The following is a 17,865-nucleotide window of genomic DNA, read 5'->3' on the forward strand; positions in this document are numbered from 1 at the left end:
GACGAGGATGCGTCGCAGCGATGTTTCATGCGACCATGGCCGCATGCGCAACCCTTCGCTTCCCCGCCCGGCCCTGCCGCGCCTGTGTTTCCTGAGCTACCGGCAGATACGGGAGTTCGCCCGCCCGGTGGTGGCCGAATACGCCGACCGGGCCGAGATCGAGGTGGTCGACGGCACTTTCGGCGGCGCGCTCGCCATCGCGCAGGACCGGATCGACCGCGGCGCGGTCGATGCCTTCGTCAGCGCCGGCTCCAACGCCAGCATCCTGCGCAACGGCCTGCAGGCGCCGGTCGCGACGATCCAGCTGGGCGGCTTCGACATCCTGCAGGCGCTGCTGCAGGCGCGGCGCATCGCCAGCCGGGTGGGCGTGGTGATGTACGGCCAGACCATCCCGGCGCTGGACGCGGTCAAGGACCTGCTCAACATCGAGATCACCCAGTACGCCTACCGCACCCCCGGCGACGCCCGCCAGCGCTTCGAGATGCTGCGGCAGGACGGGTTTCGGGTGATCGTCGGCTCCAGCCTGGTGGTGGAGTTGGCGGAAGAGGCCGGGCTGCACGGGCTGCTGGCCTATTCGCTCGCCAGCATCCGCCAGGGCTTCGAGGATGCGATCGAACTGGCCCGCGTCGCCCGGCTGGAGGCGGGCCGCTACGAGCAGTTGAACGGCGTGCTGCACAACCTGCAGGACGCGGTGCTGGCGGTCGACGGCGGCAACCGCATCATCGCGGTGAACCCGCCGATGGCCGGGCTGCTGGGCGGCGGCGGGCACGGCACGCTGCTGGGCATGGCGCTCGATGCGCTGCAGCCGGCGCTGTCGCTGCAGCACACGCTGGACGAGGGCCTGGAGGAACGGGCCGCGGTGCAGCGCTTCGCCGACCGCGACTGGGTGGTCAACCGCACCCCGATCCGCGAGCAGGGCCGCATCGTCGGCGCGGCACTGACCCTCTACGACGCGCACAGCATCCAGGAGGCCGACACCAGCCTGCGGATGCAGCAGCGCCGCCGCCAGGGCACCGCCCGCCACCGCTTCGCCACGCTGGCGGGGCAGAGCCCGGCCTTCCTGCGCGCGGTGGAGACCGCCCGGCGCTTCGCCCGCACCGACCTGACGGTGCTGCTGCTGGGCGAAAGCGGGGTCGGCAAGGAGCTGTTCGCGCAGGCGATCCACAACGAGAGCGGGCGGGCGCCGCGGCCCTTCGTCGCGATCAACTGCGCGTCCTTTCCCGAAACCTTGCTGGAGAGCGAACTGTTCGGCTACGAGGAGGGTGCCTTCACCGGCGCACGCCGCGGCGGCAAGCGCGGCCTGTTCGAGACGGCGCACACCGGCACCGTGTTCCTCGACGAGATCGGCGACATGCCGCTGGCCCTGCAGAGCCGCCTGCTGCGGGTGCTGCAGGAACGCGAGATCACCCGGCTGGGCGCCACCGCCGCCATTCCGGTGGACGTGCGGATCGTCGCCGCCACCCACCAGCCGCTGCGCGAGATGGTGGCCGAAGGCCGCTTCCGGCAGGACCTGTTCTACCGGATCAACCTGCTGGGCCTGCCGCTGCCGCCGCTGCGCGAACGCCGGGCCGACATCGCGCCGCTGCTGCAATCGGTGGTGGCGGCCGGCCTGCGGCGCCTGGGCTCCGACCTGCCGGCGCAGCGCGCGCTGGCGCCGCTGCTGCCGCATTTCCAGGCCTACGGCTGGCCGGGCAACGTCCGCGAGCTGGAGAACCTGGGCGAGCGCACCGCCGTGTTCCTGGCGCAGTTCGGGCAGACCGACGAGATCGTCTACGACGGCCTGCGCCACGACTGTCCGGAGCTGTTCGCCGGCGGCGACCCGCCGATCGGCGATGCGGCGGCCTCGGCCCGCGGCCGGGCCGAGCAGGCGCTGCAGGCCAGCCGCGGCAACCGGGCCGCCGCCGCGCGCCGGCTGGGGGTGAGCCGGTCCACGCTGTGGCGTTGGCTGCAGGAGGGCTCCGAAGAAGGCGCCGCCGGCGGATGAGGCGGGCGCAGAAAGCAAAAAAGGCTCCCGAGGGAGCCTTTGCGGTGCGGCGCCGAACGCGCCACGCGGAGAGAAGCCGCTCAGACGCGCTTGCGGTACTCGCCGGTGCGGGTGTCGATTTCGATGCGGTCGCCCTGCGAGACGAACAGCGGCACCGGCACTTCGAAGCCGGTGGCGATCTTGGCGGGTTTCAACACCTTGCCGGACGTGTCGCCCTTGACGGCGGGCTCGGTCCAGGTGACTTCGCGCTCGACGCTGGTCGGCAGTTCGACCGAGATGGCCTTGTCGTCGTAGAACACCACTTCGACGGTCATGCCGTCTTCGAGGTAGTTGAGCGCGTCGCCCATGTTCTCGGCTTCGACTTCGTACTGGTTGTAGTCGGCGTCCATGCAGACGTACATCGGGTCGGCGAAGTACGAATAGGTGCATTCCTTCTTGTCGAGGATGACCTGGTCGATCTTGTCGTCGGCCTTGAAGACCACTTCGGTACCGAAGTTGGCGATCAGGCTCTTCAGCTTCATGCGCACGGTGGCCGAGTTGCGGCCGCCGCGACTGTATTCGGTCTTCAGGACGACCATCGGGTCCTTGCCGTGCATGATGACGTTGCCGGCGCGGATTTCTTGAGCGATTTTCATAGGTTGGAGGCCTGTTGGGGCTGGGTTGCAGGCCGGCTGCGGCCCAGGGGGCAGCCGGCGGGGCGCCACCAGGCAGTCGCTGCCCGAATTGCGCAAAGCCTCGGATTTTACTGTTTTTGCGCTGCCAGCCGGCACAGCTGCGTCGCCAGGTCGTCTTGCGCGAGCAGCCGGGCCCGCGCGGCGGTGGCGCAGGCCTGCCAAGCGGGCAGGTCGAAGGCCGGCAACGGGCCCGGCGCGGTGCCGTTCCAGACGTGGTGGAACCGGCGCAGGCTGGCGGGGGCCTGCAGCCAGTCGAGGAAGGCGTCGAGCTTCTCGGCATGGGCGCCGTCGTCCTGCGGGTAGACCTGCCAGACGATGGGCTTGCCGGCCCACAGCGCCCGCACCAGCGAATCCTCGCCCCGCACGAAGTTCAGGTCGGCCGTCCACAGGCGTTCGTCGAATGCGGGTTGCGGTACCGGCGGGCACTTCGAAATCGATAGCAGGTGGTCGGCACCGGACGCCGGCTGCAGCCACTTTTCGCTTGCAATCGCGACCTCGACGGCACGCGCGGGCCGTCCGGCGGCCACCAGCAGGCGCGCCGGCTGCGGTCCGTGGGCCAGCCGGGCGAGCAGTTCGGCCAAGGCGGCCGGCTCGTAGCAGAAGAGCTGCACCAGCAGGTCGCCGGGCGCCGCACCCGCGGCGTGGCGGGCGGTGGCGATGTCGAACGCTGCCTGCCGCGCGGTCAGCCCGGGCTCCCGCAGCAACCCGCCCGTCGCCGCGGTGAAGCCGGGGTAGAAGAACCACTTGGTCGCGCCCGCCAGCGGCCCCTGCATCACCGGCGAGGGCAGGGCGTGGCAGCGCTCGACATAGGCCTCGGCCGAGAGGTATTCCAGGTTGATCCAGACCGGCGGTCTGGATTGGGCCGCTGCGCCGGCCAGGAAAGCCGGATCGGGATCGCAGCCGAAGGCCTCCACCAGCACCTCGCAGGGGGCCGACAGGCCCGCGGTGCGGCCCGGCTGCCAGGCCAGCACCTCCACCCCCGGCGCACCGCCCGGCGCCATCCAGGCGAGCGGTGCCGGGTCGTCGATCCACAGCCGCACCCGCTCGCCACGGCCGGCCAGGTCGGCGGCCAGCCCCCAGCAGACGCCGATGTCGCCGTAGTTGTCGATCACCCGGCAGAAGAGGTCCCATTGCATGCGTGCGTGTCCTTGTCCGCGCATTGTCGGCGGCGGCCGCGGGCGGGCGGCGCCGCCTGCCGATAATCCCGCCATGAACATCGCCCCATCGCTCGCCCTCGAACGAAGCCGCGCCAAAGCGCTTTTGCTGCTGACGGCGGCCGCCGCGCTGGCCGCGGCAGGGCTGTGGCTGCTGCTGCGCGACGCCGCCTGGCTCGCCGGCCAGAGCCGTTTCGAGAGCCTGGTGCCGGTACGGGTGCTGAGTGCGCTGGCCTGGGCGGGCATGGCCCTGTGCCTGCGCCTGGGCTGGCGCGGCTGGACCGACCGGACGCCGGGCCTGACTTTCGACGCCGACGGCATCGTCGACCAGATCAGCAGCGTGCAGGCCGGGCGCATCGCCTGGTCGGGCATCACCGGGCTGGCGGTGCTGAAGGTGCGCCACCAGTTCACGCTGGTGGTGCAGGTGGCCGATGCGCAGGCCCTGCTCGACCGGGCGCCCGCGCTGGGACGCACGCTGGCCGAGGCCGACCACCGGCTGTGCGGCAGCCCTGTCGCGATTCCTGCGGGCGCGCTGCGGATCGGCTTCGACGATCTGGTGCAGGTGGCGCATGCGTACCGGGGGCATTACGGCGGCGCGGTGCCGGCCGCGGCACCGGCGATCTGATCGGCACCGGACAGCCGGTCCCGCAGGGAGCTATCGAATGGCGCGCCACACCGCTCCGCGATGCCCACCGCCCTCGTGCAGATCGCGCGGTGCCGGCGGCGTCGCGACCGCGCTGCTCGTGGCCCTGGCGGTTCCGTTTTCGGCACCCGCCGCGGGCCGGGACGAACCTGAGCCCCCGACTGCCACTGCCACTGCCGATCCGGCCGTGCTGTGCGCTGTTTCGTACGGCGGCACGGTGCGCACCATCGCGGTCGCGCCCGACACCGATCCGTACACCGCCGAGGCGGTCGGCATCGACGAGCGGTTCCGGTTCAAGGCCGTGGTGCGCGGCCGGGCGCCGCGGATCGAGACGGTCAAGGTCTACGTCTATCTGGAGACGCCGCGGCAGCCGGTGCTGCTGCACGAAGCGCGGTACCTGCCGCCGTTCTCCCGCGCGCCGCTGCCGGGCGGCTTCACCGGCGAGCACACGGTGATCGCGCCGCCGCTGGAGCGGCAGTTGCACTACGCCTGCAGATTGCCATGACGCGGCCGCCTTCCGTTTCCCGACGCCTGGTGCTGCGGGCCGGCGCTGCCGGCATGGTGCAGGTCGGCGCGGTGCGTGCCGAGGAAATCCGCGGGGCCGATCCCGCAGCCGCTGCCGCCGCGCCGGCCGCCGAAGACGACGCGCCCGTCAGCCTGGTCTTCGCGGGCGACGTCGTGCTGGACGGGTGGCCCGGCCGCGCCATCGCCCGGGGGCGCGACCCCTTCGCCGCCACCGCGCATCTGCTGCGGGCCGACATCCGCCTGGCCAACCTCGAATGCGTGGTGGCCACGCAGGGCACCGCCTCCGACAAGATCTACAACTTCCGCGCCCATCCGCGGACGCTGGCGGTACTGCGCCGGCACATCGACGCGGTCTCGATCGCCAACAACCACTCGGGCGACTTCGGCCGCGCGGCGTTCACCGAGATGCTGGCGCTGCTCGACCGCAGCGGCATCGGCCGCTTCGGCGGCGGGCGCGACCTGCGCGAGGCGCACACTCCGCTGGTCGTCGAGCGCAAGGGCCTGCGCATCGCCCTGCTGGGCTACAACGAATTCATGCCGCGCAGCTTCGAGGCCGAGGCCCGGGCGCCCGGCATCGCCTGGAGCGAGGACGAGCAGGTCGAGGACGACATTCGGGCCGCGCGCACGGTGCACCGCGCCGACCTGGTGGTGCCGGTGATGCACTGGGGCTGGGAGAACGACCGCACGGCCACCGACCGGCAGCGCGACCTGGCGCAGCGCATGGTCGCGGCCGGCGCCGACGCGGTGATCGGCGGCCATCCGCATGTGACCCAGGAGGTGGAGCTGCACCGCGGTGTACCCATCGTCTACAGCGTCGGCAACTTCATGATCGACGCGCTCGACAACCCGGCCCAGACCCGGGGCTGGGTGTTGCGGCTGGAACTGGACCGCCGCGGCGTGCGCAGCCTGCGGACCGATCCGGTACGGCTCGACCGCGACGGCGTTCCGCACCCGGTGCGCTACGCGGCCACGCCCTGCTGGCAGCGCGGCGACGGCGCGGTATCGACCTGCAAAGCTGTGGGGAACTGACCGCCCGGCGCCGATCCCGGCCCGGGCCGCGGCCACAATAGGCGCCATGTCCGACGTGCACTCCGATCAACTGCTCAGCGAGGTCGCGGCGCTGCCCGCGCTGCCGGGTGTCTACCGCTATTTCGACGCCGCCGGCGGCCTGCTCTACGTGGGCAAGGCGCGCAACCTGAAGCGGCGCGTCGCCAACTATTTCCAGAAGAACCACGGCGGCACCCGCATCGGCCACATGATCAGCAAGATCGTGCGGATGGAGACGACGGTGGTGCGCTCGGAGGCCGAGGCGCTGCTGCTCGAGAACAACCTGATCAAGACGCAGAACCCGCGCTACAACATCCTGTTCCGGGACGACAAGAGCTATCCGTACCTGAAGATCACCGGCAACCCGGAGCAGCGCGGCGCGGTGGCCGCATCGCCCGGCACCACCTTCCCGCGGGTGGCGTACTACCGCGGTGCGGTCGAGAAGCGGCACCGCTACTTCGGCCCGTTTCCCAGCGCCTGGGCGGTGAAGGAATCGATCCAGCTGCTGCAGAAGGTGTTCCGGCTGCGGACCTGCGAGGACACGGTCTTCGCCAACCGCACCCGGCCCTGCCTGCTCTACCAGATCAAGCGCTGCTCGGGCCCCTGCGTGGACCTGATTTCGCCCGAGGCCTACCGGGTCGACGTGGCGCATGCCGAGAGCTTCCTGCGCGGCGACACCCAGCAGGTCATCGGCGCGCTGGAGACGCGGATGATGGGCCATGCCGAGCGGCTCGAGTTCGAGCAGGCGGCCGAGTTGCGCAACCAGATGACCGCGCTGTCGCGGGTGCTGCACCAGCAGTCGGTCGAGACCGATACCGACAAGGACGCCGACATCCTCGCGGTGAAGGTGCAGGGCGGCCGCGCCTGCGTCAACCTGGCGATGGTGCGCGGCGGCCGGCACCTGGGCGACCGGCCGTATTTCCCGGTGCACGTGGAGGATGCTGCGGCACTGATGGAGGCCGAGGAAGCTGCCGACGCCGCGGAAGCCGACGACGGCGCCGGCACGGACGGCGAGGCCGGTGCCGCCGCTTCAGTCACCGCCCCTGCGCGCCAGCCGGTCGAGGTGCAGGTGCTAGAAGCCTTCATCGCCCAGCACTACCTGGGCGTGCCGGTGCCGCCCGCGCTCATCACCAGCCACCCGGTGAACCGCATGCTGGTGGAGGCGCTGACGCTGCAGAGCGGCAACAAGGTGTCGGCGGTGCACAACCCGCGTGAGCAGCGCCGCATCTGGCTGGAGATGGCGCAGAAGAACGTCGAGCTGCAGCTGGCGCGGCTGCTGGCCGAAGAGGGATCGCAGCAGGCGCGCACCCGTGCGCTGGCCGATGCGCTCGATCTGGCGCCCGACGACCTGGATGCGCTGCGCATCGAGTGCTTCGACATCTCGCATACCGCGGGCGAGGCGACGCAGGCCTCGTGCGTCGTGTTCCAGCACCACAAGATGCAGAATGCCGAGTACCGGCGCTACAACATCGAAGGCATCACCGGCGGCGACGACTACGCCGCGATGCGCCAGGTGCTGACCCGCCGCTATTCCAAGCTGGCCGAGGCGGCGCGCGAGTCGGCCGACCCCGACCATCCCGCGACAAAGACCGCGCGGATGCCCGACCTGGTGCTGGTCGACGGCGGCAAGGGCCAGGTGTCGATGGCGCGCGAGGTGTTCGAGCAGTTGGGCCTCGACTTGGCGCTGATCATCGGCGTGGAGAAGGGCGAGGGGCGCAAGGTGGGTCTGGAGGAACTGGTCTTCGCCGACGGCCGCGAGAAGGTCTACCTGGGACGCGACTCGGCCGCGCTGATGCTGGTGGCCCAGATCCGCGACGAGGCGCACCGCTTCGCCATCACCGGCATGCGCGCCAAGCGCGCCAAGATCCGGGTGGGCGGCAGCCAGCTGGAGGACATCCCGGGCATCGGCGCCAAGAAGCGGGCGCGGCTTCTGCAGCGTTTCGGCGGGGTGCGCGGCGTGGCGGCGGCCAGCGTGGAGGACATCGCGCGGGTCGAGGGCATCTCGCACGAGCTGGCCGAAGACATCTACCGCGCCTTGCACTGAGCGGCGGTCCGCCCAGGCGGCGGCCGGTACATCTGCACGCGTTCGGCCCGAAGACCGGGTGGCACAATCGGTCCATGTTCTGGACCATCCCCACCATCATGACCTGGACGCGGATCATCGCGATCCCGCTGATCGTGGGGGTGTTCTACCTGCCGATGGCCGAGCCGATGCGCAACCTGCTGGCTACCGTCATGTTCGTCGTCTTCGCCGCGACCGACTGGCTCGACGGCTACCTGGCCCGCAAGCTCAACCAGACCTCGTCCTTCGGCGCATTCCTGGACCCGGTGGCCGACAAGTTCCTGGTGTGCGCGGCGCTGCTGGTGCTGGTGCATCTGCACCGGGCCGACGTCTTCGTCGCGCTGATCATCGTGGGCCGCGAGATCGCCATTTCGGCGCTGCGGGAGTGGATGGCCAAGATCGGCGCGTCGGGCAGCGTCGCGGTGCACATGCTGGGCAAGGTCAAGACCACGGTGCAGATGGTCGCGATCCCGTTCCTGCTCTATCAGGGCACGCTCTTCGGCGTGGTCGACACCGGCCTCTGGGGCATCGTGCTGATCTGGATCGCGGCGTTGCTCACCATCTGGTCGATGGTGTACTACCTGCAGAAGGCGTTGCCGGAAATACGGGCGCGCGTACGTTGAAAAGCCGGTCGCCGCAAGTACCTGCGTGCGGTCCTTCGGCAGCTGTTGCAAACCCGGGTCATCCCGGCTGGAGACGCGGGCGCGCAGGGGTCTGCACCGGGGGTAAAACCGTCTAGAATTCCGGCTCCGCGCCGTCGCAAGACGGCAGACTTCTTCCTGTTGACACCACCTTTGTCCGTAGCTCTAATCTGACGCACTGCGCTTCACGCCAGTCCTCTTCCGCCCACTCGACTGCAGCCCGCGCAACACGGGCCGCGAGCAAGGGGAAGAACCAGATTCCACCTACCCGACTCCGGTCAACGCCTATCTCTTCGAGGGGATCCTGTGAACAAAACCGAACTGATCGAGCACATCGCCAAGAACGCCGACATCTCCAAGGCCGCCGCCACCCGCGCGCTGGAGTCCACCATCGGCGCCGTCAAGACCACGCTGAAGAAGGGTGGAACCGTGTCGCTCGTCGGTTTCGGCACCTTCGCGGTGGGCAAGCGCGCCGCGCGTACCGGCCGCAATCCCCGCACCGGCGACACCATCAAGATCAAGGCTGCTAAAGTACCGAAGTTTCGTCCGGGCAAGGCATTGAAAGATGCGTTGAACTGATTCCTGTCGCGTGGGGTGCTTAGCTCAGTTGGTAGAGCGGCGCCCTTACAAGGCGTAGGTCGGGGGTTCGAGCCCCTCAGCACCCACCACCACCGACACAGCAAAAGGCGAACCCTGGTTCGCCTTTTCCTTTTTCCGCTCCGCATCGTCGTTGAAAGAATCCCATGTTTGAGTCCATCCGCAAGCACTCGAAGATCGTGATGATCGTGCTGTTCTTGCTGATCATCCCGTCCTTCGTATTGTTCGGCGTGGACGGCTACAGGCAGTCGATGTCGGCCAGCGCCACCGTGGCCACGGTCGACGGACACGACATCACCCAGGGCGACTGGGACGCGGCCCACCGCCAGAACATCGAACGCATGCGCGCCCAGTCGCCCAACGTCGATCCCCGCCTCCTCGATTCGCCCGAGGCCCGCTATTCGTCGCTGGAGCGTCTGGTGCGGGAGCGGGTGCTGCGCATCGCCGCCGAGCAGAAGCGCATCCTGCCGAGCGATGCCCGCCTGGCCCGTACCCTGCACGACGACCCGGGCGTCGCCGCGCTGCGCGGCCCCGACGGCAAGCTCGACATGGCCCAGTACCGCGAGGCGCTGCAGCGCCAGGGCATGACCCCCGAGATGTACGAATCCAGCGTGCGCTCGGAACTGGCGCTGCGCCAGATCATCGACTCGGTGCAGGCCACCGCCTTCGCCTCCACCGGCCAGGCCAACGCCGCGCTCGACCCGTTCTTCGAGAAGCGCACGATCCAGGTCGCGCAATTCAAGCCGCAGGATTTCACCGCCAAGGTATCGCTGACCGATGCCGACCTGCAGGCCTACTACCAGCAGCACCAGCAGCAGTTCCGGGTGCAGGAACAGGCCGACGTCGAATACCTGGTGCTCGACCTCGAAAGCATCAAGAAGACCATCGTGCCGACCGAAGCGGACCTGCGCACCTACTACGAACAGAACCAGGCCAAGTTGGCCGGCCAGGAGGAGCGCCGCGCGAGCCACATCCTGCTGACCGTCGCCAAGGACGCGCCTGCCGCGGAACGCGACAAGGCCAAGGCCAAGGCCGACGAGCTGCTGGCGGCCGCGCGCAAGAACCCGGCGCAGTTCGCCGAACTCGCCCGCAAGAACTCGCAGGACCCGGGCTCTGCCGCCAACGGCGGCGATCTGGACTTCTTCGCCCGCGGCGCGATGGTCAAGCCTTTCGAGGACGCGGCCTTCGCCATGAAGAAGGGCGAGATCAGCGACGTGGTCGCCTCCGACTTCGGCTACCACATCATCATGCTGACCGACATCAAGGCCCCGAAGGTGCGCACCTTCGCCGAGATGCGCCCCGAGCTCGAAGCCGAGTACCGCCAGCAGCAGGCGCAGGCCAAGTTCTCCGAAGCCGCCGAGACGTTCACCAACACGGTCTACGAACAAGCCGAAAGCCTGCAGCCGGCTGCCGAACGCCTGAAGCTGACGGTGCGCACCGCCGCCAACGTGGCCCGCACGCCGGCCCCGGGTGCGGTGGGCGCACTGGCCAACCCGCGTCTGCTCGAGGCTCTGTTCTCCGCCGATGCGATCGAGAAGAAGCGCAACACCGAGGCGATCGAGATCGGTCCGAACCAGCTGGCGGCCGCCCGCATCGTCCGCCACACCCCGGCCCAGACGCCGGCCTTCGAAGCGGTAGAGGCACGGGTGCGCGAACTGGCCACCGCCCAGCGCGCCGCCGAACTGGCGCGCAAGGACGGCGAAGCCAAGCTGGCCGCCTGGAAGGCCGACCCTGCGAAGGCCAGCCTGCCGGCGGCGGTGACGGTTTCGCGCAGCGATCCCCAGCAGCAGCCCCGCGCCGTGGTCGATGCCGCGATGCGCGTCGCCGCAGCGCCGCTGCCGGGATTCGAAGGCGTCGATCTGGGCGCGGAAGGCTATGCCGTCGTCCGTGTCAACAAGGTCGAGGCGCGCCAGCCCGCCACCGGCGACAACCAGGCCCGCGACCGTGCCCAGGTGGTGCAATGGTGGAGCTCGGCCGAAGGCGCCGCCTACTACGAGCTGCTGAAGGAAAAGATGAAGGTCCGGATCAAGGCCGACCGCCCGGCGGCCTCGACCGTCGAGGGCTGACCCCACGCCGACGCGCAGAAATTTCCGAACCTTCTGCGCGCCGCGCTATAATCGCGTTCTTACGGTGGTTGTAGCTCAGTTGGTAGAGTCCAGGATTGTGATTCCTGTTGTCGTGGGTTCGAGCCCCATCAGCCACCCCAGTATTCAGTGAAACGGCCTCCCTTGCGGAGGCCGTTTTCGTTCTTGCCTGCTTTCTCGGTGCTGTTCCTATGGTGGACCCGGGTGCAACCATCAGGCACTTTGCGTAAGCTCTGGTTTGTAAAGTCGGCGCACGAACGATTTGTTGCTGTATGTTACGCACACCATGCTTCGCTTCTTCCTGATCTTCCTGGGCGTCCAGGCCTCTCTCTTCGGCATCAACATGCTGAACCCGGTCCAGCAGTACGCTGTGCTTCCGTGGACGGCCGCGTTGGCGCATGCCTGCGCCTGGCTTGTCACCGCGTTCGATGCCACGACCGCCGCCACCGGCAAGGTGCTGTTCAACACCATCACCGGATTCGGCGTGTCGATCGAGCCGGGCTGCAACGGTATCGAGGCCTGCATCGTGCTGGTCGCGGCCATCGTGGCGTTCCCCGCCGGCTGGCGGCACAAGCTGCGGGGCCTGGCGGTCGGCCTGGTGGCGGTGCAGGCGCTCAACGTGGTGCGGGTGATCAGCCTGTTCTACCTGGGGCAGTGGAACGACACCGCGTTCCGTTTCGCCCACGAGTACCTCTGGCAGGCGCTGATCATGCTGGACGTGCTGGTGGTCTGGCTGTGGTGGGTCAAGGGCATCCGGCCGGTGGCATCCGGCACGCCGACGGCTCCTGCGGCATGACCACCATGGCTCCCGCTGTCGCCGCAGGTGCGCGGCCGGTGCCCTCGCTGCGCAGGTTCTTCCTGCTGGGCCTGGTGTGGCTGGTGGTGCTGACGGCCGGCTGGATCGCGGTGTCGCCCTGGACGTCGTATCCCTCGGCCATGCTCGCCCGCATTGGGCTCGAAGCCGGCGCGCCCTACTGGATCCGTGCGGTTCGGCTGAGCCCCGACCGCATGGACGTGGAAACCCGGCTGGAGGTGGTCACCCAGGGCCCCGCCGGGAAGGTGCGCGGCGAGATCGACGTCAGTGCGAAGCCGGGCCACTACGCCTACGGCCTGCCGGTGTTTTTGGCGCTGCTGCTGGCGGCGCGCAGCCGGGCGCTGGTGCGGCGGGCGCTGCTCGGTTACCTGGTGCTGCTGCCGTTCCAGGCCTTCAGCCTGGCGTTCGACCTGCTCAAGCAGATGGCGATGGCCGCGGCCGGAACGCCGGGGACGCTGGGCGTGTCGCAGTGGCAGCTGGAGGGCATCGCCTACGGCTACCAGTTCGGCGTGCTGGTGCTGCCGACGCTGGCACCGGTGGCCGTGTGGCTGCTGCTCGACCGCGAATTCTTCCAGGCCATCGCGGCGCCCTGGCGGCCGGTGGCAGCGCGCGCATGAGCTTGCCGGCCTTCGTACGCTCCGTCGCCGGTCGGCGGGCCGCAGCATGCGACCCAACGTCACCGGAAGCGTCGCGGTTCCGGGCCACCGGCAGGAGGCCGCGATGACGAATGTCGATCTTTCCTCGGACGGCGCGGCGCGGGAACTGCTGCAGCTCCTGGCCGGCAACCTGCGCGACATGGTCGGGGTGCAGGACGGCACCGGCCGCTGGATCCTGGCCAATGCGGCCCTGTGCGATTGGCTGGGTGCGGCCGAGTCGCCGGTCGGCTCCACCTCGATCGAGCTGGCGGACCGCGGGCATCCGATGGCCGCCTTCCTGCGCCTGACCGCCCTGCAGGAAGAAGCGGTCTGGCTGGCCGGGCGCAGCGCCCGCGAGGAGGAGCTGTGGCCCGGCACCGGCCAGCCGCCGCGCCATTGCGAGGTGCTGCGGGTGCCGGTCTTCGGTGCCGGTGGCGAGCGGCAGTGCCTGCTGGTGCTGCGCCAGGACGTGACCGCGATGCGCACCCTGTCGACCAAGCTCGAGCTGGCCGGCCGCTTGCTCGACCACAGCACCAACGGCGTGCTGGTCGCCGATGCCAACCTGCAGGTGATCATGGTGAACCCGTCGTTCTGCGAGGCGACCGGCTACAGCCAGGAAGAGGCCCTGCAGCTCGACCCGCGCCTGCTGACCGCCGGCCAGCTGGACGAGCCCGAGCGGCGAGCGCTGTGGGACCAGGCCGCCGCGCAGGGCCGCTGGATCGGCGAGGTGTGGAACCGGCGCAAGAGCGGCCAGACGTTCGCCCAGCAACTCACCCTGTCGGCCCTGCAGCACCGCAACGAGGGGGCGATCACCCACTACATCGCGGTGATGGCCGACCTGAGCGCAACCAAGGCGGCCGAGGCGCGCATCGCCGCCCTGACGACGCAGGACATCGTCACCGGCCTGCCGAACCGGGTGCAGACGGCGCTGCGCACCGCGGTGGCCCTGGACAACGCCCGCGCCCAGGGCGGCGGCCTGGCGCTGATGGTGATCGACGTCGACAACTTCAAGATGCTGAACGATTCGCTCGGCCATGTGGCGGGCGACCAGCTGCTGCGCACCGTGTCGCAGCGGCTGGAGGCCGCCGCGGGCCTGCAGGCGGTCGTGGGCCGGCTGGGCGGCGACGAATTCCTGGTGGCGCTGCCGGGCGTGGAGAACTCGGTCGAGGCGGCGGGCGTGGCCCGCACGCTGATGGAGAAGGTGGGCGCGCCGCTCGCACTGGGCGACCTGCCGATGAGCGTGTCGCTGTCGATCGGCATCGCGCTGTACCCGGGCGACGGCGACCACTACGACGCCCTGTTCGGCTGTGCCGACGCGGCCCTGCACGCGGCCAAGCAGGGCGGCCGGGGCGCCTACCACTTCGCGACCGCGGCGATGAACGACGCCGCCCTGGCCCGCCTGCGGCTGGAGGCCGCGCTGCGCCACGCGATCGACACCCAGGGCCTGCGGCTGGAGTACCAGCCCCTGATCGACTTCGCCAGCAACCGCATCGTCGGCTTCGAGGCGCTGTGCCGCTGGGACGATGCCGAGCACGGCAGCGTGCCGCCGAACGTCTTCATCCCGCTGGCCGAGGACACCGGCCTGATCGAGCCCCTGGGCGGCTGGGTGCTGCATGCCGCCTGCGCCCAGCTGCGACTGCTGCACGACGCGGGCTATCCGCACCTGGTGATGGCGGTGAACCTGTCGGCTCGCCAGTTCCAGCGGGGCGTGCTGCTGCAGCAGGTGGAAGACGCGCTGGTCGATGCCGGACTTGCGCCCGACCGGCTGGAGCTGGAGCTGACCGAAAGCGCCCTGCTGCACGACAACGCCCTGGTCACCGCCACGCTGCGACGGTTGAAGGCGCTGGGCGTGAAGCTGTCGATCGACGACTTCGGGACCGGCTACTCCAGCTTCTCCTACCTGCGGCGGGTGAAGTTCGACAAGATCAAGATCGACCAGTCGTTCGTGCACGACCTGATCGAGGACCCCGACAACGCCGCGATCGTGCGCGGCATCATCTCGCTGGGGCTGAGCCTGGGGCTCGACGTGCTGGCCGAGGGGGTCGAGACCGACGCGGTGGCGCAGCGGCTGCGGCACCTACACTGCACCTCGGCGCAGGGCTACCTGTTCGCGCGGCCGCAGCGGCCCGAAGCGCTGCTGCAGTTGCTGGCGGCAGGCTGAACGGCGCCCTGCCGGCCGCGGCCGCGGCGGCCCTCAGTCGGCCGAATCGTCCACCATCACCAGCTTGCCCTTGACGCTGCGCGAGCCCATCAGGGCGTAGGCCTCCTTCAGCCGGGCCAGCGGCAGGGTGCGGTCGATCACCGGCTTGATCCTTCCCTGGGCATACCACTGGGCGAGCGTGGCCATCATCTCCGCTTGGGCCTTGGGCTCGTGCCGCGCGAAGCCGCCCCAGAACACGCCCACCACCGACGCCCCCTTCAGGAGCGGCAGGTTGAAGGGCAGGGCGGGGATGCCGCCGGCCGCGAAGCCGATCACCAGGTAGCAGCCGCGCCAGGCGATCGAGCGGAAGGCCGGCTCGGCCAGGTCGCCGCCGACCGGGTCGTAGACGATGTCGGGACCGCGGCCGTCGGTGAGGGTCTTCAGGGCGGTGCGCAGGTCCTCGCGGCCGTAGTCGATGGTGGCGTCGGCGCCCAGCGCCCGGCAGAGCGCGCATTTCTCCTCCGACGACGCGGCGGCGATCACCCGCGCGCCGGCCGCCTTGGCGATCTGGATCGCGGCCGTGCCCACGCCGCCGGCGGCGCCCAGCACCAGCACCGTCTCGCCCGCCTGCAGCTGGCCGCGGTCCATCAGGGCGTGAAACGAGGTGGCGTAGGTCATGATGAACGCGGCACCGTCGGTGTGCGAAAAACCGTCCGGCAGCGGCAGGCACTGGTCGGCCTGGGCCAGCACATGGGTGCCGAACCCGCCGGTGCCCTGCAGGCAGGCCACGTTCTGGCCCACCCGCAACTGCGTCACGCCGTCGCCCAGCGCCTGCACGACGCCCGCGAATTCGGAGCCCGGCACGAAGGGCAGCTCGGGCTTCATCTGGTACTTGTTCTGCACGATCAGCAGGTCGGGGAAGTTGAGGCTCGCCGCGCGGATGCGCACCAGCACCTGGCCCGGGCCGGGGACGGGCGTGGGCAGTTCTTTCCAGGTGAGGGCGTCGACGCCGGTGGGTGTTTCGCAAAGCCAGGCATGCATGGGCGTATGTCTCCGGAAGGGGGCGTTCGGGCGGGGCGGTTGCCCCGGGCGCGGGCCATCATAGGGGCCGCGGGCGCGCAGGTTTTGTCCCTCTGGCGACCGGGCCTTGCCGCCGCACGCGGCCGATCGCGCCACCTACAATCCGCCTGCACTTCGCGGACCCCATGAAAATTCTGATCTCCAACGACGACGGTTTCCAGGCGCCCGGCATCGTCGCGCTGCATGCGGCGCTGCAGGACCTCGCCGAGGTCGAGGTGGTGGCCCCCGAGCACAACAACAGCGCCAAGTCCAACGCGCTGACGCTGAACGCCCCGCTCTACGTCAACACCGCGCCCAACGGCTTTCGCTACATCAACGGCACGCCGGCCGACTGCATGCACATCGCCCTGACCGGCCTGCTCGGCTACCGGCCCGACCTGGTGGTCTCGGGCATCAACAACGGCGCCAACATGGGCGACGACACCATCTACTCGGGCACCGTGGGCGCCGCGATGGAGGGCTTTCTCTTCGGCGTGCCGGCCATCGCCTTCTCCCAGGTCGACAAGGGCTGGGGCCACCTGGAGGACGCGGCGCAGAAGGTGCGCGAGATCGTCGGCGAGATGATCGCGCAGCAGCTGGTGGGCGCCACGCCCTGGCTGCTCAACGTCAACATCCCCAACCGGCCACTGGCCGAGTTGAAGCCGGTGCGCCTCTGCCGCCTGGGGCGGCGCCACGCGGCCGAGCGGGTCATCACCCAGGACAGCCCGCGCGGCGAGACGATGTACTGGATCGGCAACGCCGGCCTGGCCAAGGACGATGCCGAGGGCACCGATTTCCATGCCACCGCGCAGGGCCATGTCGCCATGACCCCGCTGAAGGTCGACCTGACCGACCACGACAACCTGGGCTACTGGGTCGAGACGGCCGCGCGCCTGGGCGGCGGCCTGGCGCCGCAGGCCGACCACGATCCCGACGCCGGCATCGTCCGCGCCCCGGCATGAGCGCCCGCCTGGCGGTCGGCACGGGCCTGCGCTGCACCGGGGCCGCCCGGTGACTTCGCGACCCCGTTTCCCCGCCCGGCTCGGCGCCCCGCAGCTTGCTATCAAAGACATAGCTGGTGGCCGGCCTGCAGCGCCGGCTACGGCCCTTTTCGGTTCGAGAAAAGAAGCCGACGTCCGTGCCGCCCAGGATTCGCCGGCGATGCGGGCCCGCCTGGTGCAGATACTGGCTGAGCAGGGCGTGCGCTCGGCCGCGGTGCTGGAGGCGATGGGAACGGTCGAGCGGCACCGCTTCGTCGATTCGGCGCTCGGCGCCCAGGCGTACGAAGACACCAGCCTGCCGATCGGCCTGGGCCAGACCATCTCCAAGCCCGGCGTGGTGGCGCGGATGGTCGAGCTGCTACTGGGTGCCGAGGGCGTGCAGGACGGCCGGCTGGGCCGGGTGCTGGAGATCGGCACCGGCTGCGGCTACCAGGCCGCGGTGCTGGCCTGCGTGGCGCGCGAGGTCTACAGCATCGAGCGGCTGCGCGGCCTGCACGAGAAGGCCCGCGAGAACCTGCGGCCGTTCCGCCTGGCCAATGTGCACCTGCTCTTCGGCGACGGCATGGCCGGCTACGCCAAAGGCGCGCCCTATGCCGGCATCATCGCGGCGGCCGGCGGCGAGGCGTTGCCCGACGCCTGGACGGCCCAGCTCGCGGTCGGCGGCCGACTGGTCGCACCGATGGCCACCGGCGACGGCCGGCAGGCGCTGGTGATGGTCGAGCGCCAAAGGCAGGGCTTCAAACACAGCATTCTGGAAGACGTTCGCTTTGTCCCCCTAAAATCGGGGATTGCTTAAGAGGATTTG

The 17,865-nt window shown here is 70.0% G+C and carries 16 protein-coding genes and 2 tRNA genes; 15 read left to right on the plus strand and 3 right to left on the minus strand.

Features of this window, described 5'->3' with window-relative positions; all coding sequences use genetic code 11:
- Nucleotides 1-43: 43 nt before the first annotated feature.
- Nucleotides 44-1,984 carry a propionate catabolism operon regulatory protein PrpR gene (prpR, locus tag ASE76_RS16690; protein WP_156362839.1) on the plus strand — a complete coding sequence of 647 codons (1,941 nt, stop codon included), beginning with the start codon at nucleotides 44-46 and terminating at the stop codon, nucleotides 1,982-1,984.
- A gap of 80 nt (nucleotides 1,985-2,064) precedes the next feature.
- On the opposite strand, the gene efp is transcribed toward prpR, so the two are convergent.
- Nucleotides 2,065-2,619 carry an elongation factor P gene (gene efp / locus ASE76_RS16695; RefSeq protein ID WP_055842096.1) on the minus strand — a complete coding sequence of 185 codons (555 nt, stop codon included), beginning with the start codon at nucleotides 2,617-2,619 and terminating at the stop codon, nucleotides 2,065-2,067.
- Between the two features lie 107 nt (nucleotides 2,620-2,726).
- Entirely contained in the window at nucleotides 2,727-3,794 is a 1,068-nt protein-coding gene (earP, locus tag ASE76_RS16700) for an elongation factor P maturation arginine rhamnosyltransferase EarP (RefSeq protein WP_082448677.1), read from the minus strand.
- 73 nt (nucleotides 3,795-3,867) lie between these two features.
- Between earP and ASE76_RS16705 the strand changes: the two genes are divergently transcribed.
- From ASE76_RS16705 to ASE76_RS16760, 12 genes are all read left to right on the plus strand, one after another.
- Complete coding sequence (locus tag ASE76_RS16705) at nucleotides 3,868-4,437, plus strand: STM3941 family protein (RefSeq protein WP_055842099.1); 570 nt, start codon at nucleotides 3,868-3,870, stop codon at nucleotides 4,435-4,437.
- Nucleotides 4,438-4,642: 205 nt separating this feature from the next.
- Nucleotides 4,643-4,960 carry a hypothetical protein gene (locus tag ASE76_RS16710; RefSeq protein WP_055842103.1) on the plus strand — a complete coding sequence of 106 codons (318 nt, stop codon included), beginning with the start codon at nucleotides 4,643-4,645 and terminating at the stop codon, nucleotides 4,958-4,960.
- On the plus strand, nucleotides 4,957-6,009 hold the full coding sequence (locus ASE76_RS16715) for a CapA family protein (protein ID WP_236698505.1): 1,053 nt from the start codon (nucleotides 4,957-4,959) through the stop codon (nucleotides 6,007-6,009). Before ASE76_RS16710 ends, ASE76_RS16715 begins: the two co-directional genes overlap by 4 nt.
- Nucleotides 6,010-6,055: 46 nt before the next feature.
- On the plus strand, nucleotides 6,056-8,071 hold the full coding sequence (gene uvrC, locus ASE76_RS16720; RefSeq protein WP_055842106.1) for an excinuclease ABC subunit UvrC: 2,016 nt from the start codon (nucleotides 6,056-6,058) through the stop codon (nucleotides 8,069-8,071).
- A 74-nt stretch (nucleotides 8,072-8,145) separates the two neighbouring features.
- A complete protein-coding gene (gene pgsA, locus ASE76_RS16725) occupies nucleotides 8,146-8,712 on the plus strand; it encodes a CDP-diacylglycerol--glycerol-3-phosphate 3-phosphatidyltransferase (RefSeq protein WP_055842108.1) in 567 nt (188 codons plus the stop codon).
- Nucleotides 8,713-9,036: 324 nt separating this feature from the next.
- The gene (locus ASE76_RS16730) at nucleotides 9,037-9,309 is read left to right on the plus strand and encodes an HU family DNA-binding protein (protein WP_055842112.1); all 273 of its coding nucleotides are present in this window, start codon (nucleotides 9,037-9,039) and stop codon (nucleotides 9,307-9,309) included.
- 13 nt (nucleotides 9,310-9,322) lie between these two features.
- A tRNA-Val gene (locus ASE76_RS16735) sits at nucleotides 9,323-9,398 on the plus strand.
- A gap of 75 nt (nucleotides 9,399-9,473) precedes the next feature.
- Nucleotides 9,474-11,393, plus strand: coding sequence for a SurA N-terminal domain-containing protein (locus ASE76_RS16740; protein ID WP_055842115.1), 1,920 nt, complete (start codon nucleotides 9,474-9,476; stop codon nucleotides 11,391-11,393).
- Nucleotides 11,394-11,457: 64 nt separating this feature from the next.
- Nucleotides 11,458-11,533, plus strand: a tRNA-His gene (locus ASE76_RS16745).
- A gap of 164 nt (nucleotides 11,534-11,697) precedes the next feature.
- Entirely contained in the window at nucleotides 11,698-12,207 is a 510-nt protein-coding gene (xrtH, locus tag ASE76_RS16750) for an exosortase H (RefSeq protein WP_055842119.1), read from the plus strand.
- 5 nt (nucleotides 12,208-12,212) lie between these two features.
- Entirely contained in the window at nucleotides 12,213-12,842 is a 630-nt protein-coding gene (locus tag ASE76_RS16755) for an exosortase H-associated membrane protein (RefSeq protein WP_055842405.1), read from the plus strand.
- Between the two features lie 103 nt (nucleotides 12,843-12,945).
- Nucleotides 12,946-15,021, plus strand: coding sequence for a bifunctional diguanylate cyclase/phosphodiesterase (locus tag ASE76_RS16760; protein ID WP_168389267.1), 2,076 nt, complete (start codon nucleotides 12,946-12,948; stop codon nucleotides 15,019-15,021).
- A 33-nt stretch (nucleotides 15,022-15,054) separates the two neighbouring features.
- Here the strand turns inward: ASE76_RS16760 and ASE76_RS16765 are convergent, their stop codons facing one another.
- Nucleotides 15,055-16,041, minus strand: a complete 987-nt coding sequence (locus ASE76_RS16765) for an NADPH:quinone oxidoreductase family protein (protein WP_055842125.1) — start codon at nucleotides 16,039-16,041, stop codon at nucleotides 15,055-15,057.
- Between the two features lie 164 nt (nucleotides 16,042-16,205).
- Here ASE76_RS16765 and surE point away from each other — a divergent pair, with 164 nt between their 5' ends.
- A complete protein-coding gene (surE, locus tag ASE76_RS16770; RefSeq protein ID WP_055842128.1) occupies nucleotides 16,206-17,021 on the plus strand; it encodes a 5'/3'-nucleotidase SurE in 816 nt (271 codons plus the stop codon).
- Nucleotides 17,022-17,070: 49 nt separating this feature from the next.
- Nucleotides 17,071-17,856 carry a protein-L-isoaspartate(D-aspartate) O-methyltransferase gene (locus tag ASE76_RS16775; RefSeq protein WP_369793414.1) on the plus strand — a complete coding sequence of 262 codons (786 nt, stop codon included), beginning with the start codon at nucleotides 17,071-17,073 and terminating at the stop codon, nucleotides 17,854-17,856.
- Nucleotides 17,857-17,865 lie beyond the last annotated feature (9 nt).

The sequence above is a fragment of the Xylophilus sp. Leaf220 genome (genome assembly GCF_001421705.1).
Classification (GTDB): domain Bacteria; phylum Pseudomonadota; class Gammaproteobacteria; order Burkholderiales; family Burkholderiaceae_C; genus Xylophilus.

What these genes read in the sequence shown, in the direction of transcription:
- ASE76_RS16765 (WP_055842125.1), bottom strand. Translation starts at nt 16,041, where the DNA reads ATGCATGCCTGGCTTTGCGAAACACCCACCGGCGTCGACGCCCTCACC.
- earP (WP_082448677.1), bottom strand. Translation starts at nt 3,794, where the DNA reads ATGCAATGGGACCTCTTCTGCCGGGTGATCGACAACTACGGCGACATC.
- ASE76_RS16760 (WP_168389267.1), top strand. Translation starts at nt 12,946, where the DNA reads ATGACGAATGTCGATCTTTCCTCGGACGGCGCGGCGCGGGAACTGCTG.
- xrtH (WP_055842119.1), top strand. Translation starts at nt 11,698, where the DNA reads ATGCTTCGCTTCTTCCTGATCTTCCTGGGCGTCCAGGCCTCTCTCTTC.
- surE (WP_055842128.1), top strand. Translation starts at nt 16,206, where the DNA reads ATGAAAATTCTGATCTCCAACGACGACGGTTTCCAGGCGCCCGGCATC.
- prpR (WP_156362839.1), top strand. Translation starts at nt 44, where the DNA reads ATGCGCAACCCTTCGCTTCCCCGCCCGGCCCTGCCGCGCCTGTGTTTC.
- uvrC (WP_055842106.1), top strand. Translation starts at nt 6,056, where the DNA reads ATGTCCGACGTGCACTCCGATCAACTGCTCAGCGAGGTCGCGGCGCTG.
- pgsA (WP_055842108.1), top strand. Translation starts at nt 8,146, where the DNA reads ATGTTCTGGACCATCCCCACCATCATGACCTGGACGCGGATCATCGCG.
- ASE76_RS16715 (WP_236698505.1), top strand. Translation starts at nt 4,957, where the DNA reads ATGACGCGGCCGCCTTCCGTTTCCCGACGCCTGGTGCTGCGGGCCGGC.
- ASE76_RS16755 (WP_055842405.1), top strand. Translation starts at nt 12,213, where the DNA reads ATGGCTCCCGCTGTCGCCGCAGGTGCGCGGCCGGTGCCCTCGCTGCGC.
- ASE76_RS16740 (WP_055842115.1), top strand. Translation starts at nt 9,474, where the DNA reads ATGTTTGAGTCCATCCGCAAGCACTCGAAGATCGTGATGATCGTGCTG.
- ASE76_RS16705 (WP_055842099.1), top strand. Translation starts at nt 3,868, where the DNA reads ATGAACATCGCCCCATCGCTCGCCCTCGAACGAAGCCGCGCCAAAGCG.
- efp (WP_055842096.1), bottom strand. Translation starts at nt 2,619, where the DNA reads ATGAAAATCGCTCAAGAAATCCGCGCCGGCAACGTCATCATGCACGGC.